Origin of the sequence: Pedobacter psychrodurus (assembly GCF_032678585.1) — a bacterium.
Classification (GTDB): Bacteria; Bacteroidota; Bacteroidia; order Sphingobacteriales; family Sphingobacteriaceae; genus Pedobacter; species Pedobacter psychrodurus_A.
In genome coordinates this window covers 45605-63841 of the sequence record NZ_JAVTSN010000011.1, presented here as the reverse complement: position 1 = coordinate 63841, position 18237 = coordinate 45605, and the positions used below count along the sequence as shown (strand labels likewise).

Genomic DNA, 18237 nt, shown 5'->3' with positions numbered 1-18237 from the left:
TTTATCATGAAAACTACACTAAAATATATCATCCTATTTGCTGTTATTTTCATCAGCAGCGATCTTTTTGCCCAAAATATACACTTTGTTCAAAATGGAGTGATCGAATTTGAGAAAAGATCGAATATGTACGCCATCATTAAAAAGAAAATCAATAAGGACAACGAAACCTATATGAATGATGCCTTTGATCAATATAAAAAGAATAACCCCCAGTTTAAAGCAGCCAAAAGCACACTGAGTTTTACCAAGGATAAAAGCTTGTATAAATGGCAAACGGTAGAAGAAACCATGAACAATAACTGGCTGTCGACAGATGTGCTGGCCGATCTAAAAAATACCATTGCCACAAATTTCGACTTGCAGAGCAGTACTACGCAAAAGAGTGTTTACGAGGATACTTATCTGGTAAAGGATAGCATACGTAAAATCAACTGGAAAATTACCGACGAAACGCGGGAAATTGCCGGCTATGAATGCCGAAGGGCAAATGCAATTATTATGGATTCGGTTTATGTGGTGGCTTATTATTCGAACCAGATTGCTGTTTCGGGCGGGCCTGAATCATTTACGGGATTACCTGGGATGATATTAGGTTTGGCTTTACCACACGAAAACGTAACCTGGTTTGCCACCAAAGTAACCGAAATTGCGGTGCCTGAAAAGGATTTAACCGCACCAACAAAAGGGAAACCCACCGATAATAAAGGTTTAAAGGCCATATTATTGTCTGCGATGAAAAACTGGGGCGAATACGCGCATCCCATTTATAAGGCCTTTTCGCTTTAGATGGTGTAAGTTTCGTTTCTATAATTATGCCTATTTTAGCAAATCAAATGGTATAACAATGAGTACTGCACTTTATCAGCATATTAATAGATTTATAGATTTGAGTAATGATGAACAAGAGATTCTTGCTCCTTTGCTCAAATCTTTTTCGGTTAAAAAGAAAGCCTTTTTATTGGAAGAAGGACAAACCTGCAGGGCCAATTATTTTGTAATAAAGGGTTGTTTACGGCTATATTTTATCGATATTAAAGGTGCTGAACAAACCACGCAGTTTGCTATAGAAAACTGGTGGATTACCGATCTTACCAGTTTTCTGTTTCAGGAACATTCAGAATTTTATATCCAGGCTGCGGAGGCTACTGAAGTGATTGCCATTGAGCATCATCACTATGATGAAATGTTCCATAAATTACCGAAACTGGAAAGGTATTTCAGGTTGATCTTACAAAAGAATCATCAGGCTTCGCAGCGAAGGATCAAATTTTTATATAGCCAAACTGCCGAAGAAAGATACCGCCATTTTAATAGTTTATTCCCTGAATTTGTGCAACGGGTGCCACAGTATATGCTGGCTTCCTATCTGGGTTTTACGCCGGAGTTTCTAAGTAAGATCAGGGCGAAGAAGATATAAGCCACGGAGCCCACAGCCTTAGTTTTGTTTAACATGGGCCACGGAAACACAGAAGGTACGGATAAATATCGTACGGGTATTGAAAAAGAAAACAAATGGTTTATGAGGACACCAATGCTATTAAGTTAAGCCCTAGTTACAGGCAAACATAATTTAACGACATTAATGAGGGCACAGGCTACGAAACCACTCCGTGTTAATCCGTGCTTCCGTGGCAAAAAAATATGCCCTTTGTGTTAGGCAATCATTTCTTAAACTACATTAAGTTTTTTGATTTTAAGGATGCCGAACTTTACATCGTAATCAAAAAACAAATAAAATGGAAAGTAGAATTGATATCCCAAAAGTAGAACCTGCAGCTTACCAGGCCATGTATGGTTTAGAGAAATATTTATCAAGCAGCAAGTTAGATCCAATCCTTTTAGAACTGATTAAAATGCGTGCCTCTCAAATTAACGGTTGTGCTTTTTGCCTAAATATGCACTCTACAGATGCCCGTAAAATTGGCGAAACTGAAAAACGTTTGTATCTATTAAACGCATGGAGAGAAACAACAATTTTTACTGAGCAGGAACAGGCCGTTTTGGCTTTAACAGAGCAGGTAACTTTAATTAGCAATCACGTTTCAGACGCTGTTTATCAAAAAGCAGCAAGCTTTTTCAGCGAACAAGAACTGGCACAGATTATTATGGCCATTGTAACGATTAATGCCTGGAACAGATTGGCGATTACCGCCAAAGTGATGGTAGGGTAAATCTTTCAGACCTCGCAGGTTTCCGAAACCTGCAAGGTCTATTTAAAAAAATACTTAGTGTCTGTTAAAAATGAATCATCTTGATTCTTCATCATTCTTTTAAAGCTTGAACGCGAAACCAATCATATTCGGCAATTCCGGAATCATTTGTTTGCGTATCTCTAATGGCAAATATCCCTATCTTTGCACCGATCCATTGCCCTGCAGTAGCCTGAAATTCATCGCCGGCATTGATGAAACTCATTCCATCTTCGCTATAGCTAAACTGGCATTTCGAACCTGGCAAAACTTTAACCTTAAGATATACCGAACCTGTTTTAAGCTTTGCAATTTCCTTTTCATTTTCGGTTTTTTCTTTGTCGGCATTTTGGCAAACACCATACATGAGGTAGAACCCATCTTTTTTACCCTTGATGCTGATCTGCGCATAACTTCTTCCCATTACAACCAAGCCGGTTTTTTCATTTTCCAATTTCGGGTTGGGTTTAAAGTTGAGCTTGGTTGTAGCCATAAATTCATCAGCAGGGAATTTCTGTAGCAATAAGTTCGGAACATCCCATAGATTTTTAGCCCCATCAGGCACTTTCGCCGTGTATAATTTTAACAAACCTTTGGCAGCATCGGTAAATAACCATGTTGATTGTGGATTGGCCTGCCATTGCCATTGCAAACCTAATTTTGAAGTTCCGAATTCATCACTTTCTACAGGAGTTTCTATTGGATAAACTTTACCTACGTTTGGCTTTTTGTAGGTGATAACCGGTTCGCCTTTTCCATCGCCATCTGCATCCACCCCAATAACTGGCCAGTTGTTTATCCATTTCATTGGTTGGAGGTGTACCACGCGGCCATAAGCATCCTTATCCTGAAAATGAAGAAACCAATCTTCGCCGGTCTGCGTGTTTACCCAGGCACCCTGGTGCGGTCCGTTTACAGCAGATTTCCCCTGATCCATAGCTACCTTTCTTTCATAAGGGCCGTAAATACTTTTACTTCTTAAAATCAGTTGCCAACCTGTGGAAACGCCTCCTGCCGGTGCAAATAAATAATAATAGCCATCGCGTTTGTAAAATTTTGGCCCCTCAATCGTTGGATCAAGTTCATGTCCATCGTAAACAATCTGGCCTGTTCCTCTTGCTTTTAAGCCATCGTTGGTTAATGCCATAACGGCCAATACACTTTTAATTCCTGCCCGGCTACCTGCATAAGCATAGGCCAGATAAGCTTTGCCATCTTCATCCCAAAAAGGGCAAGGATCGATCAATCCTTTGCCAGAGATAACCAACTTCGGTGCAGACCACTCACCCGTTATCGTTTTTGCTTTAGTTAAATAAATGCCAAAATCGGGATCTGGGTAATAGATGTAAAATTCGCCATTGTGGTAACGGATAGCTGGTGCCCAAACACCATTGCCATGCTGTGTTTTTTCGAAATGAACGAATGGTGGCTGTCGGTTTAAGGCGTGACCGATTATTTTCCAGTTCACCAGGTCTTTCGAATGTAGGATCGGCAATCCGGGTATGGCATCGAAACTCGAGGCGATCATATAAAAATCATCCCCTACGCGGATCGCGTCGGGATCGGAATAATCGGCATTAATTACCGGGTTTCTGTAAGTACCGTTGCCCTGATCGGATACCCAAACTTTAGAAATGTATCGGTTATCTGGCAATTGCTGTGCAAAGGCATTTATACTAAAGCTTATAATTAGGATTGAACTGTAGAGATATTTCATCTTACAATGATTTTTTATTAATATTTGGTCAATAATAGCTTAGGACCAGGATGCTGAAACAAATCCGATAGCTCGGATCAGCATGATGCCACCTGGGTTGCCAACAAGGTTAGCTTTTTTTTTATTTTAAGACAAATGCTTATTGTGCAATCGTTCCCGACATCGTTTGCAACGTTTAATCTGATCAAAATTTCTTTCAGACGAATATTAATGTTTAAAATTGCTCATCATATATTTTAAAACACGGCTGCGTTACAAAGTTTATACTTTACGTGGCCGATTTTAATTTAAGCCTAACCAAATTGATATGAAAGCAAGTATTTTATTTTTTCTTTTAGTCATTTCATTTGCGGCAAATGCTTTTGAGGTTAAACCCGATTTTGTTGTGGCCGCCGATGGAAGTGGAAACTTTAAAACCGTACAGGAAGCCATCCATGCGGTGCCAGATTTCAGAAATAAAACAACCGTAATCTTGATCAAAAAGGGCATTTATAAAGAGAAATTGATATTGGCTGCTTCTAAAAAGAATGTAAAGTTTATTGGCGAAAGTTTAAATGAAACCATTTTAACCTACGATGATTATGCCCAGAAGAAAAATCCTTTTGGTGAAGATAAAGGCACTTCAGGTTCTTCTAGCTTCTATATTTATGGGGAAGGTTTTTCGGCAGAGAACATTACTTTCGAAAATTCATCTGGCCCAGTAGGGCAAGCGGTGGCCGTTTGGGCTGGAGGTGATAAACTGATTTTCACCAATTGCCGGTTCCTGGGTTTTCAGGATACGCTTTATACCTATGGCGGCAACAACCGTCAATATTATAAAAATTGCTACATAGAGGGAACGGTAGATTTTATTTTTGGTGCTTCTACGGCCTGGTTCGAAAGCTGCACGATTTTCTGCAAAAGGGCAGGTTACATTACTGCAGCCTCAACGGCCGATACCACAAAGTTCGGTTATGTGTTCAATAAATGCAAAGTAAAAGGCGATGCAACAGCCAATAGTTTCTATTTGGGCCGCCCCTGGAGGCCTTATGCAAAAGTTGCCTATCTCCACTGTGAATTGCCCGATTTTATCCGCCCCGAAGGCTGGAACAGCTGGGGCAAAGAGAGCAATGAGAAAACCGCTTATTATGCTGAATATAAAAGCATGGGAAAAGGGGCCGATCCGAAAAACAGGGCAAATTGGTCGCACCAATTAACAAGCGAGGAGTATAAGGCTTATATTTTGGAAAACGTTTTCCGTGGATGGAATCCGGGGGTAAAATAAGTAAGGTAAATATATGATATTCAGTTGTTAGCGCTCGTTTTAATGAGGCATTTTTGCTTTAAGTTCCGGCAACGATTGCATAGATTTCTCTTCTATTTTAGATGCAAACAACGTACACTTGTTATTACAATAACCAAGTATAATTTAACAGCGCAAATAATGAAACATATTTCTGGTGGTTTATGCCGTACTAAAGTAGCTCTGGCATGTTTGATCTTATCTTCTGCAACTGCTGTGGCACAACAAAAGCAAAGCCTACCCGTAATCGAGCAGGTTGAATTTAAAAAAGATACCACGAGCATTGTGCGCTTTGGTGCAAAGGGCGATGGCATTACCTTAAATACACAAAGTATTAATAAAACCATTGCAAGCGTGAGTCAAAAAGGTGGTGGCGTGGTGTTAATTCCTTCCGGCTTATGGTTAACCGGACCCATCGAATTAAAAAGTAATGTAAACCTGCACTTGAAACGTGATGCCATCCTTCAGTTTACCAACGATTTTACCCAATATAAACTGGTGCAAGGAAACTGGGAAGGACAGCCTGCGTGGCGGAACCAGAGCCCGATTTCGGGTGTTAACCTCGAAAATATCGCCATTACCGGAACAGGGATTATCGATGGAAATGGTGGTGCCTGGCGTATGGTTAAAAAAGATAAACTTAGCGAAACACAGTGGAAAACTTTGGTGGCCTCTGGTGGTTTGGTTAGGGCCGATGGAAAAATGTGGTACCCATCTGAAAAAACCGTTAAAGGTTCGAATACCAAAAATGCAGGTGTAATTGAAGCCGGCAAAACCGCTGCTGATTATGAGGATATTAAAGATTTCCTCCGTCCGAATTTACTGGTATTAACCGGCTGTAAAAGAATACTTTTGGAAGGCGTTACCTTTCAAAATTCGCCTGCCTGGAACTTACACCCATTATTATGTGAAGATTTAACCTTAAGAAATTTACAGGTAAAAAACCCTTGGTTTGCGCAGAATGGCGATGGAGTTGATGTAGAATCGTGCAAAAACGTATTAATTGAAGGCAGTACTTTTGATGTTGGTGATGACGGGATCTGCATTAAATCGGGAAGAGATGAAGCTGGCCGCAAACGTGGCGTACCTACGGAAAACGTTATTGTAAGAAATAATGTGGTTTACCACGCACATGGCGGTTTTGTGATTGGAAGCGAAATGAGTGGTGGGGCGAAAAATATCTGGGTGTACGATTGCTCTTTTATCGGTACCGATATTGGCCTGCGTTTTAAAACTACCCGTGGCCGTGGTGGTGTGGTAGAAAATATTTACATCAACAACATCAACATGATTGATATTCCGGGCGAAGCCATTTTGTTCGATATGTACTATGCCGCCGTGGATCCGGTTCCTTTGGCTGGCGAAAAACGTGAAGCCATTAAAACCGTTACCGTTCCGGTTACTGAAGCTACACCTCAGTTTAAAAATTTTTATATTAAAGATGTAGTGGCCAATGGCGCCGAGAAGGCCATATTTTTTAGGGGTTTGCCAGAGATGAATATCAAAGGCATCCATCTGGAGAATGTAACGATTAAAGCCAAAAAAGGGATTGAAATTATTGAAGCTGCCGGAATTTTCCTGAAAAATATAAACGTAATTACTGATAATACCAGTCCGGTTGTGATGATCCAGAATGGATCGGATATCAATATCAGTAATCTCACCTATCCAATTAATAGTAAAGTGCTGTTTGATGTGAGTGGAGAAAAATCAAATGGCGTAAAGATTAGCGGAACAGATGTTTCCAAAGCCAAAACAACTTCGCTTTTAGGTGCAGAAGTGAATAAAAAAGCATTGGAAATTTCAAAATAACAAACATGAAGAGATTAATTCTATATACAACAGCTGCCCTCATTGGTTTTTCCATTTTATCACAAAGTGGATTTGCCCAAAAGAAATTATCAGAACAGTTAACGCTAACTGCGATGGAAAAGCTTTGGCAGGATACCATCGTTTTAAAAGGTCAAAAAGGACCGAGATGGTCGTATGATATGGGGGTAGTTTTGGAAGGCGCTGCAGCGGTTTGGCGTAATACAGGTGACGGAAAGTATTTTAAGTACATCCAAAACTCTATGGATGCCTATTTGGATAAAGAAGGAAATATCACCACTTACAAAGCTGAAGATTTTAATATCGATAACGTAAAAAATGGTCGTTCGTTATTGTTGTTGTACCAAGTTACCGGACAACAGAAATATTTGCTAGCGGCAACTAAATTATATGATCAGCTGCAAAAACAACCGCGAACCAAAGAAGGGGGATTCTGGCATAAGAAAATTTATCCCAACCAGATGTGGTTGGATGGTTTGTATATGGGTGAGCCTTTTTATGCAGAGTATGCGAAGCTGATGAAAAAAGATGCGGCCTTTGATGATATCGCCAAACAATTCATCCTGATGGAAAAGAATTCGCGCGATGCCAAAACAGGCCTGCTTTATCACGGTTACGATGAAAGCAAAGCTGAACAATGGGCGGATAAAACAACCGGTCGCTCGCCAAACTTTTGGGCTAGGGCGATGGGCTGGTACATTATGGCATTGGTAGATGTATTGGATAACTTTCCAGCCAATCATCCACAGCGAAAAGAATTGATCGCCATTTTAAACCGTACGGCAACAGCAGCGGTAAAATACCAGGATCCAAAATCGGGTGTTTGGTTTGATATCTTAGATATGCCTGCCAGAAAAGGAAACTATCTGGAAAGTTCGGCTTCGAGCATGTTTGTGTACGGCTTGGCTAAAGGCGTACGCAAAGGTTGGTTATCTCCTTCTTTTATGACAGCTGCCAATAAAGGTTATACCGGTTTAAAGAAAGAATTTGTTGAACAGGCAGGAGATGAAAGAATAAACCTGACCAAAACCGTTTCGGTATCGGGTTTGGGTGGAAAGCCTAAATACCGCGATGGAAGTTTCGACTATTACATCAGTGAAAAAGTAATCACCAACGATCCAAAAGGTATGGGAGCGTTTGTTTGCGCTGCTGCCGAAATGGAAATCGACATGTTGCCAAAACCAGGCAAAGGCTTAACCGTTGCCGTTGATAATTTTTTTAATAACGAATACACTACAGGTCCTACCGGAGAAAAGATTCCTTTCCATTATGTTTGGGCAGAAGATGATAACAATGGGTTTTCGCTATTCGGAAAAATATTTAACGATGCAGGCGTAAAAACCTCTACGCTTAAAATGGCGCCCACCACAGCAAATTTAAAAGGAAGTAACATTTATATCATTGTTGATCCCGATACCGAGAAAGAAACGGCCAATCCTAATTTTATGAATGCTGCGCATGCTAAACAGATTGGCGATTGGGTTAAAGCAGGAGGTGTTTTGGTGCTCTTGTTAAATGATGTGGGCAATTGTGAAATATCGAAATTCAACGTACTGCCAGAAACTTTCGGAATCCATTTTAACGAAGATAGCCGCAACAAAGTTCAGGGTGCAAATTTTGAACAGGGTGCAGTAAATATTCCTACGGAAAATTCAATTTTTAAAACAGCAAAGAAAGTTTATATCAAGGAGATTTCCACAATTGCAGTCAAAAGCCCTGCAGTTTCTGCTTTAACCGATAAAGGCGACGTGATCGTTGCAACGGCGAAATATGGTAAAGGAACTGTTTTCGCAGTAGGTGATCCATGGTTTTACAATGAGTATACCGATGGTAGAAAATTGCCGGCAGAATTTGAAAATTTTAAAGCTACCAATGATCTGGTAAACTGGCTGATTAAACAGGTTCCGGGGAAAAAGTAACATTGGAAAATTAAATATAGCCACGGAAACACAGAAGATTAGCTAATGGTTATGGAGTGAAAATCCTCCGTGTTAATCCGTGTCTCCCTGGTAAAACAAATAAGAGACATATAATGAAAATAAAAATATTATTAACCCTGATCTGTAGCACTTTGCTGTTATCGTGTTATGCTCAGCAGCCTACCGATTCTACAGCAGATAAAATGCTCGTTTATCAGTTGGGCAATGGCGGTTGGCCAAAGCAGCTGGAAGATAAAAGTGTGGTTAACTATGGTGCAACCATAACACCAGATCTTTTGGCAAAGATCAAAGCCACCAAAGACCTGCATGCCACCTTCGATAACAAAGCCACAAGCAGAGAAGTGGTATACCTTGTTCAGGCCTATAAAAAAACAAATAAAAAAACGTATTTAGCAGCAGCAGAAAAAGGATTGGGTTATATTTTATCCGCTCAGTATGGTAACGGTGGCTGGCCGCAGTATTATCCGGATAAAGCCTTGTACCGCTCAGAAATTACCTACAACGATGATGCGATGATCAATGTACTCAATATCTTACAGGATATTGCAACACAGCAGAATGGCTTCGAAGTGGTTAACACTGCTTACCTTAATAAGGCAGAAAAAGCGGTGTCAAAGGGTATCGATTGCATTCTCAAAACGCAGGTAAGGCAGCATGGCGCTTTAACTATCTGGGCAGCTCAATATGATAAAGATTCGATGTTGCCAGCAAAAGCCAGGGCATTCGAACCAGCATCGTTGAGTACAAGCGAATCGGCAGGAATTATCCGTTTTTTAATGCGGATTAAAAATCCATCAGCAGAAATAAAAACTGCCGTTGCGGCAGCGGTAAAATGGTTCGATACCTATAAAATTGCAGGTTATCGGTTCGACCGCAATAAGAACGTTTCGGCTTTGGTGGCCGATCAGGCAAGCATGACCTGGGCACGTTTTTACGACCTGGAGAAAAACACACCTATTTTCGGCGACCGAGACAATACAATCAAAACAAAATTAGAAGAGTTAAGCCCCGAGCGAAGAAACGGTTATGCCTGGTATGGCAACTGGGGGCAGAAATTAATTGAAAAAGAATATCCGAAGTGGTTAATCGCCAACGGGAAATAACTAAAGTATAAATGTTGTTGCGAGGTACAAAGCAATGACAGAAATCGTAAGAACAATGATTTTAAACAAAGAAAATTTAGCAAACATTAACGGCGATAAGGTTACGAAACCTACAGCCGAAATTCTGGCCTTACCAGAAAAAGTAATTCAGTTTGGAACAGGTGTTTTATTACGTGGCCTGCCTGATTATTTTATTGATAAAGCCAACCAGAAGGGTATTTTTAATGGCCGTGTTTTGGTGGTTAAATCTACGTCAAAAGGCGGTTCAGATGCTTTTTCTAAACAGGACAATTTATATACACTTTGTGTAAAAGGTATTGAAGATGGCGTTAATGTAGAGGAGAATTCAATCAACTCATCTATCAGCCGTGTATTGTCGGCTTCGCTAGATTGGCCCGAAATTTTAAAAGCTGCCCATCAGCCCGAAATGCAGGTTGTAATTTCAAATACAACCGAAGTGGGTATTGTTAAAAGCGAAGATAAGATCAGCGATAATCCACCTCAATCCTATCCGGGTAAGTTACTGGCTTTCCTGCACGAAAGATATAAAGCTTTTAATGGCGCTGTTGATAGCGGTATGGTGATTGTGCCCACAGAGTTGATCAGCGATAACGCCGACAAGCTGAAAGAAATTGTATTGGACCTGGCCATCCAGAACAAATTGGGCTGGGATTTCGAGAACTGGTTAAAAACGGCCAATTATTTTTGCAAGACATTGGTTGATCGGATCGTGCCTGGAAAACTCCCTGAGACAGCACAAAAAGCCATTGAAAGCGAACTGGGTTATGAAGATGAACTGATGATTATGGCCGAGCCCTTCAGGCTTTGGGCCATTGAATCATCGAGCGAAAAAGTAAAGGAAATTTTGTCTTTTGCAAAAGCTGATAAAGGTGTTTTTATTGTTCCGTCAATCGATAAATTTAAAGAGTTAAAACTCCGTTTGTTAAACGGTACACATACCATCAGCTGCGGACTGGCCATTTTAGCGGGTTTCAATACCGTAAAAGAAGCGATGGCGAATGAGGATTTCGCGAATAATGTGTTAAAACTTATGAAAGATGAAATCGCACCTGTTGTGGTAAATGAAGATATTACCTATGAGGAGGCGATTGCTTTTGCCGAAAGTGTGATTGATCGTTTCAGCAACCCTGCTTTAGAACACCAATGGCAGGCCATTACGCTCAACTTTACGTCAAAAATGCAAATGCGTAATATGCCATTAATCAGGAGGTATTATGCGTTAAAAAACGAAGCACCTCAATTAACTACTTTAGGCGTTGCGGCTTATATCCTTTTTATGAATGTGAATAAAGAGGGTGATAATTACACTGCAAATGCAAACGGAAAAACCTATCCGGTTCAGGATGAGTTTGCAGAAATCTTATACGAATATTGGAAAAATCCTGAAACGGTGGTGAACAATACCCTTGGCGACAGACGCCTTTGGGATAAAAACCTGAACAATTATCCAGGCTTTAATGCGGCCGTAAAATCTTACGTTGACTTATTACAGAACAAGGGTGCAAAAGAAACTTTAAGTAACTTGCATTCAGAAAGAACAATTTAAAATGGTTACTAGAATTTTAAAAATCCATCCAAACGATAACGTACTTGTTGCCCTGCAAAACCTGGCAAAAGGCGAAACCGTTATTTATGATGGACAGGAATATATTTTGCAGGATGATATACAGGCCAAGCATAAGTTTTTTATGCAGGACATGAATGCAGGCGATCACATCATGATGTATGGCGTACTGGTAGGTAAAGCGCAGCATTTTATTCTTAAAGGTGGTTTAATGGATACTGAAAACACTAAACATGCTTCAGATCCATATGAATTCCGCCCATACCATTACGAATGGCATGCACCTGATGTTTCTAAATTTGAAGGCAGAACTTTTAACGGTTATATCCGTAGCGATGGCCGTGTGGGAACGGCAAATTATTGGTTATTTATTCCGACTGTTTTCTGCGAGAACCGCAATTTAGATGTCATCCGTGAGGCTTTACACAACGAATTGGGTTATGCCGTAACCGATAAATATAAATCTTATGCCCACCAGCTGGTTGAGGCTTATAAAAACGGCGAAATTTTAGAAGAGGCTGATCCGAGTTCAATCGGACTGACAAATCCATCGGCCAACCGTGTTTTTAAAAATGTGGATGGCATTAAATTTCTAAATCACCAGGGCGGTTGTGGCGGTACCCGTCAGGATGCTGCCGTGTTGAGTAAATTATTGGCCGCATATGCTGATCATCCGAACGTTGCAGGTGTAACAGTATTGAGCCTAGGCTGCCAGAATTTACAGGTGAAAGATTTTATGGACGACTTAAAACACCGTAGTCCAAATTTTGATAAACCTTTATTTATTTTCGAGCAGCAACAATCCCAGAGTGAAGAACAACTGGTAAAAGAAGCGATCAGAAAAACCTTTATCGGTTTAACCGAAATCAATAAAATCGAACGCCAGCCCGCACCATTAAGCAAATTGGTTTTAGGGGTCAAATGTGGTGGTAGCGATGGGTTTAGTGGAATCAGCGCAAACCCGGCAGTAGGTTATACTTCAGATTTATTGGTGGCTTTGGGCGGAACGGTATTGCTTGCCGAATTCCCTGAACTTTGCGGAGCCGAACAACAATTGATCGACCGTACCAAAGACGAAACTGCGGCACGTAAGTTCATTCAGTTGATGACGGCTTACAATCAATCTGCAGAAAACGTAGGTTCGGGGTTTTTCATGAATCCATCCCCTGGAAATATAAAAGATGGTTTAATTACCGATGCAATTAAAAGTACCGGAGCCGCCAAAAAAGGTGGAACATCGCCAGTAGAAGATGTTTTAGATTATACTGAACCTGCAACAAAACCTGGATTAAACCTGGTTTGCACACCAGGAAACGATGTGGAAGCTACTACAGGTAAAGCAGCTGCTGGGGCAACCTTGATTTTGTTTACCACAGGTTTGGGAACGCCTACCGGAAATCCAGTTTGCCCAACAATCAAAGTATCCACCAATAATGCATTAACCCAACGTATGGGCGATATCATCGATATCAACTGCGGACCGGTAATCGAAGGCGCAAAAACCATCGAACAGATGGGTGAGGATATTTTGGAATATTGCATTAAAGCAGCCAGTGGCGAAGTAATACCTAAAGCAGTATTGCTTAATCAGGATGATTTTATTCCCTGGAAACGGGGGGTTAGTCTTTAGTCCATAGTCTGAAGTCTTAGATGCTAAGTCAAATTCCGGGGTCGGTGTTCTCACAGACCACGATAGATAAAATATAAATGGAATTCCGATCTGTGAGGACACAGACCGGGGGATAAATAAAAGCTAATAGATAGTTGTTTTGATCAACTCAAACCTACTATCTAATGTCTCAAATTACATAACATGAAACCTTTTTTAGACGAAAATTTTCTTTTGCAAAGCAAAACAGCTGAAAAACTTTACCATAATTTTGCAAAACCATTGCCGATTATTGATTACCACAATCACCTGATTCCGGAGCAAATTGCCAATAACATGCAATTTGCAAATATCAGTCAGGTTTGGCTTGCAGGCGACCATTATAAATGGAGAGCCATGCGTGCCAATGGCGTGGATGAAAAATACATTACGGGTGTAGGATCAGATTATGAGAAATTTGAGAAATGGGCAGAAACCGTTCCTTATACCCTGCGTAATCCTTTGTACCACTGGACGCATTTAGAGCTTCAGCGTTATTTTGGTATAAATGATTTGGTTTCGGGCAAAACCGCGCAGAAAATTTTCTACGAATGTTCTGCGAAACTGCAAACACCTGAATATTCTGTACGCGGTTTGCTGGCTAAAATGAATGTAGAGACCGTTTGTACTACCGACGACCCGCTGGATAGTTTAAACTTTCATCAGCAATTGGCAAGGGAAGGTGTTAACCTTAAAATGTTACCTGCTTTCCGCCCTGATAAAGCGATGAACAGCGACGACATTGAAGGTTTAAACGAATATATCAACAAACTGGAAGGTGTAGCAGATAAAACGATCAGCAGTTTCCAGGATTATATTGATGCTTTAAAAAGCCGTCACGATTACTTCGCCGCAAATGGCTGTTCGGTTTCCGATCATGGTTTGGAGCAAATTTATGCTGAAGATTATACCGAAGCAGATATCTCAGGTATTTTTGATAAAATCCGTGGTAAACAAGGTATTTCTGAAGAGGAGAACCTTAAATTTAAATCGGCCATGCTGGTTTATTTTGCAGAGTGGGATCACGAGAAGGGCTGGGTACAACAATATCACCTGGGGGCATTGCGCAACAACAATGCAAGGATGTTAAGGCAGTTGGGCCCTGATACCGGTTGGGATTCGATCGGCGATTTTAGTCAGGCCAGAATGCTTTCTAAATTTTTAAACCGTTTGGATAATCAGGATAAATTGGCAAAAACCATTATCTACAATCTTAACCCCGCCGATAACGAATTAATTGCAACCATGATCGGAAACTTTAACGACGGTTCTATTGCTGGTAAAGTACAGTTCGGTTCGGCATGGTGGTTTCTGGATCAGAAAGATGGCATGATCAAACAATTAAATGCACTATCAAACATGGGTTTGGTAAGCCGCCTGGTTGGTATGCTTACCGATTCGCGCAGTTTCCTTTCTTTTCCCCGTCACGAATACTTCAGAAGAATTGTTTGTAACCTCTTTGGAGAAGATATTGAGAATGGCGAATTGCCTAACGACCTGGAGTGGGTTGGCAAGATTGTTCAGGATATTTCGTACTTTAACGCAAAAAATTACTTTAAATTTTAACCAAAATAGGGCTTTAAAGAGGTATTTCGTTGGAATCTAATCATTTCAATCGTTTTCCTTCCATTTTCATACCGTTGCAGAAAACAACATGAATTACGCCGATTAGACACAAAAATGAGCAGCCAAATATTCGCTTCATCAAAAAAAGGAGAAAAAGTTTTAAGCTTTGGTGAAATACTTTTACGCATCTGCCCCGATATGGATGGCCAATGGTTAAAAGAAAACAAACTTCCATTTTATGTTGGCGGTGCAGAGCTGAATGTAGCTACTGCACTGGCCCTTTGGGATGTACCTTCTACCTATTTATCGGCTGTGCCTGATAATTCGGTAACCCGCGAAATCGTAGATTATCTGGATGCCAAAAACATAGACACTGCACCAATGGTTTACCATGGAGAGCGTTTGGGTTTATATTATCTTCCAAAAGGGAAAGACCTTAAAAATGCCGGGGTAATTTACGATCGGGCAAACTCAGCCTACGCTAGTTTAAAGGTTGGGCAAATTAACTGGGATGAGGTTTTTGAAGGCGTGAGCTGGTTTCACTTCAGTGCAATATGCCCCGCAATCAATCAATCTATTGCGGATGTTTGCCTGGAAGCTTTAAAAGTAGCCAATGCAAAAAATATTACCATTTCTTTAGACTTAAACTATCGTGCAAAACTTTGGAAATACGGTAAAGATCCGATTGATATTTTGCCTGAACTGGCGCAATATTGCACGCTGATTATGGGCAATGTATGGGCGGCAAATAAAATGTTGGGTACTGCACTTCACGAAGACTTAACAGCGACCGAGGGTTATGCAAAGGAAACGTTACTGCAACAGGCAACCGATACTTCTAAAGAAATATTAAGTTTGTTTCCGGCATGTAAGGCGGTAGCCAATACCTTTAGGTTCGATCATGGCAAAGGAATCAGGTATTATACGGCTATTTATACTGCTGATGAATTAACCGTTTCTGAAGAATATGTTTCTGAAGAGATTTTAGATAAAGTGGGTAGTGGCGATTGTTTTATGGCAGGCTTGATTTATGGTTTTTATAACCAGTTATCGGCCAAAGAAACTTTAAACTTTGCCACCGCAGCAGCATACGATAAATTATACATTCCAAGTGATGCTACAACCAGTACAGTAGCAGATATAGAAAAAAGAATAATACGCAATGATTAATAACAAGCACAAAATTTTAGATGCCATTTTAGAGCAGGGCATGTTACCCCTTTTTTATCAGGAGAGCGAACAGGGTAGCGTAGAAATATTACGCACTTTGTATAAAGCGGGCGTGCGTGTTTTCGAGTATACCAACCGCGGTAAGTCGGCTTTACCCAACTTTAAAAAGTTAAAGGAAATACGCGATGCCGAAATGCCCGATCTTTATCTGGGTATTGGAACGATTAAAACCCCTGCAGATGCACATGCCTTTATCGAAGCGGGAACAGATTTTATTGTCGCACCGATCGTTAATCCCGCAGTTGCCGAAATTGCCAATAAAATCGGTATGCTCTGGATCCCAGGTTGTATGACACCAACTGAAATCAGCATTGCACAGGAACACAAGGCTATGCTGATCAAAATTTTCCCTGCCAACATTTTAGGTCCTGAATTTATTTCATCAATTAAAGATCTTTTCGCCGGACAGTTATTTATGCCAACCGGTGGTGTAGAAATTAATGCCGATAACTTAAAAACCTGGTTTAAATCTGGCGTCTGCGCTGTTGGAATGGGTAGCAAACTCATCAGCAAAGAGGTGATGAGCAAAGGCCTTTACGAAGAGTTATTCGACAATACAAAATTAGCGCTTAATCTCATTCAGCAAAGCAAATAAACACCTAACACAATCTAACCAAATGAACCAACACAAAACAAGCAAATACAGATGGACCATATGTTTGCTGTTATTCTTAGCTACGACCATAAATTATTTAGATAGGCAGGTACTTTCGCTAACCTGGACAGATTTTATTAAGCCAGAGTTTCACTGGGACAACAATGACTATGGAAACATTACGGCGCTGTTTTCTATTTTCTACGCGATATCGATGCTTTTTGCCGGCCGTTTGGTTGATAAACTGGATACCAAAAAAGGCTTTTTATGGGCCATTGGTATTTGGTCGGTTGGTGCCTGTTTACATGCCTTTTGTGGTATTGCAACCGCAGGGATCATCAACGGCAACTGGTTTGTAGGTTTTGAAGGTGCTAAAGAAATCATTTCCCGCGTTAACGATACCGGGATGGTCGTTTCAGTAAGTGTTACCTTATTTATTTTTGCCCGTTTTGTATTGGCGGTTGGCGAGGCTGGAAATTTTCCGGCAGCGATTAAAGCCACAGCAGAATATTTCCCTAAAAAAGACAGGGCATTTGCAACCAGTATTTTCAATGCAGGGGCAACCGTTGGCGCATTGGCCGCACCTATTACCATTCCTTTTATTGCCAAAGCTTATGGTTGGGAAATGTCGTTCATTATCATCGGTGCTTTGGGCTTTCTGTGGATGGGCTTATGGGTTTTTGTGTACAACAAGCCAGAACTACATAAAAGGGTGAGTGCCGAAGAATTGGCCTATATTCAACAAGATGTAATCAACGACCGTAAGTTGGCAGATTATGTCGAAGAAACTAAAGAGAAGGTTTCGTTTATTGATTGTTTCAAATACAAACAAACCTGGGCTTTTGCCTTTGGTAAATTTATGACGGATGGTGTATGGTGGTTCTTTTTGTTCTGGACTCCGGCCTATTTGAAATCAGTTTATGGAATGGATTCTACACAAAGTGCACTTCCGTTATTTGTACTTTACATGATTACCCTACTTTCTATTGTTGGCGGATGGTTACCAACCTATTTCGTTGATAAAAAAGGCATGAACCCTTACGAAGGACGGATGAGAGCCATGTTGATTTTTGCCTTTTTCCCACTTTTAGCATTAGCAGCACAGCCTTTAGGCCATATTACGTATTGGATTCCCGTAATCATTATCGGTATTGCAGGTGCAGCGCACCAGGCCTGGTCGGCAAATATATTTTCAACCGTTGGCGATATGTTTCCTAAAAAAGCGATAGCCACCATTACTGGTATTGGTGGCATGGCCGGTGGTATAGGTGCTTTTATCATCAATAAAGGCTCTGGTTTATTGTTCGATTATACGGGCAAAAATGAGATTGTTTTTATGGGTTTTAAAGGTGAAGAAGCAGGCTATTTCATCATTTTTTCCATCTGTGCAGTATGTTACTTAATCGGCTGGACCGTAATGAAAACCTTAGTGCCAAAATATAAAGTGATCGAACTAAAATAATTGCAGATTTAATACGCAGGTAAAGTTAAATGATCTGCGTATTGGTATATTTGCAACAAGGTTAATCTATACTTAAACCATAGATTA

Annotated in this window: 14 protein-coding genes; 13 read left to right on the top strand and 1 reads right to left on the bottom strand. The window is 40.6% G+C overall.

The features are described from left to right. Positions 1–6 precede the first annotated feature (6 nt). The 3 genes from R2S57_RS09305 to R2S57_RS09295 all read left to right on the top strand — a co-directional run bounded on the left by R2S57_RS09305 (position 7) and on the right by R2S57_RS09295 (position 2174). Positions 7–789, top strand: a complete 783-nt coding sequence (locus R2S57_RS09305) for a GLPGLI family protein (protein ID WP_316844773.1) — start codon at positions 7–9, stop codon at positions 787–789. 58 nt (positions 790–847) lie between these two features. Next, positions 848–1420: a Crp/Fnr family transcriptional regulator gene (locus R2S57_RS09300; RefSeq protein ID WP_316844772.1), complete on the top strand. Its 573-nt coding sequence runs from the start codon at positions 848–850 to the stop codon at positions 1418–1420. Positions 1421–1739: 319 nt separating this feature from the next. Then, positions 1740–2174, top strand: coding sequence for a carboxymuconolactone decarboxylase family protein (locus tag R2S57_RS09295; protein ID WP_316844771.1), 435 nt, complete (start codon positions 1740–1742; stop codon positions 2172–2174). A gap of 91 nt (positions 2175–2265) precedes the next feature. Here the strand turns inward: R2S57_RS09295 and R2S57_RS09290 are convergent, their stop codons facing one another. Beyond that, positions 2266–3909 carry a glycoside hydrolase 43 family protein gene (locus tag R2S57_RS09290; protein ID WP_316844770.1) on the bottom strand — a complete coding sequence of 548 codons (1644 nt, stop codon included), beginning with the start codon at positions 3907–3909 and terminating at the stop codon, positions 2266–2268. A gap of 307 nt (positions 3910–4216) precedes the next feature. Here R2S57_RS09290 and R2S57_RS09285 point away from each other — a divergent pair, with 307 nt between their 5' ends. The 10 genes from R2S57_RS09285 (at position 4217) to R2S57_RS09240 (ending at position 18150) form a co-directional block, all read left to right on the top strand. Then, positions 4217–5173, top strand: a complete 957-nt coding sequence (locus R2S57_RS09285) for a pectinesterase family protein (protein ID WP_316844769.1) — start codon at positions 4217–4219, stop codon at positions 5171–5173. Positions 5174–5332: 159 nt separating this feature from the next. After that, positions 5333–7003: a glycoside hydrolase family 28 protein gene (locus R2S57_RS09280; protein ID WP_316844768.1), complete on the top strand. Its 1671-nt coding sequence runs from the start codon at positions 5333–5335 to the stop codon at positions 7001–7003. A gap of 5 nt (positions 7004–7008) precedes the next feature. Then, positions 7009–8940: a glycoside hydrolase family 88 protein gene (locus tag R2S57_RS09275; protein ID WP_316844767.1), complete on the top strand. Its 1932-nt coding sequence runs from the start codon at positions 7009–7011 to the stop codon at positions 8938–8940. Positions 8941–9053: 113 nt separating this feature from the next. After that, entirely contained in the window at positions 9054–10064 is a 1011-nt protein-coding gene (gene pelA, locus R2S57_RS09270; RefSeq protein ID WP_316844766.1) for a pectate lyase, read from the top strand. Between the two features lie 34 nt (positions 10065–10098). Next, positions 10099–11631, top strand: coding sequence for a tagaturonate reductase (locus tag R2S57_RS09265; RefSeq protein WP_316844765.1), 1533 nt, complete (start codon positions 10099–10101; stop codon positions 11629–11631). Between the two features lies 1 nt (position 11632). Next, on the top strand, positions 11633–13279 hold the full coding sequence (locus R2S57_RS09260; protein WP_316844764.1) for an altronate dehydratase family protein: 1647 nt from the start codon (positions 11633–11635) through the stop codon (positions 13277–13279). A 183-nt stretch (positions 13280–13462) separates the two neighbouring features. Beyond that, positions 13463–14863, top strand: coding sequence for a glucuronate isomerase (gene uxaC / locus R2S57_RS09255; protein WP_316844763.1), 1401 nt, complete (start codon positions 13463–13465; stop codon positions 14861–14863). Positions 14864–14977: 114 nt separating this feature from the next. Beyond that, positions 14978–16033: a sugar kinase gene (locus R2S57_RS09250; RefSeq protein WP_316844762.1), complete on the top strand. Its 1056-nt coding sequence runs from the start codon at positions 14978–14980 to the stop codon at positions 16031–16033. After that, positions 16026–16688: a bifunctional 4-hydroxy-2-oxoglutarate aldolase/2-dehydro-3-deoxy-phosphogluconate aldolase gene (locus R2S57_RS09245; protein ID WP_316844761.1), complete on the top strand. Its 663-nt coding sequence runs from the start codon at positions 16026–16028 to the stop codon at positions 16686–16688. Before R2S57_RS09250 ends, R2S57_RS09245 begins: the two co-directional genes overlap by 8 nt. A gap of 22 nt (positions 16689–16710) precedes the next feature. After that, complete coding sequence (locus R2S57_RS09240; RefSeq protein ID WP_316844760.1) at positions 16711–18150, top strand: MFS transporter; 1440 nt, start codon at positions 16711–16713, stop codon at positions 18148–18150. Positions 18151–18237: the final 87 nt, after the last annotated feature.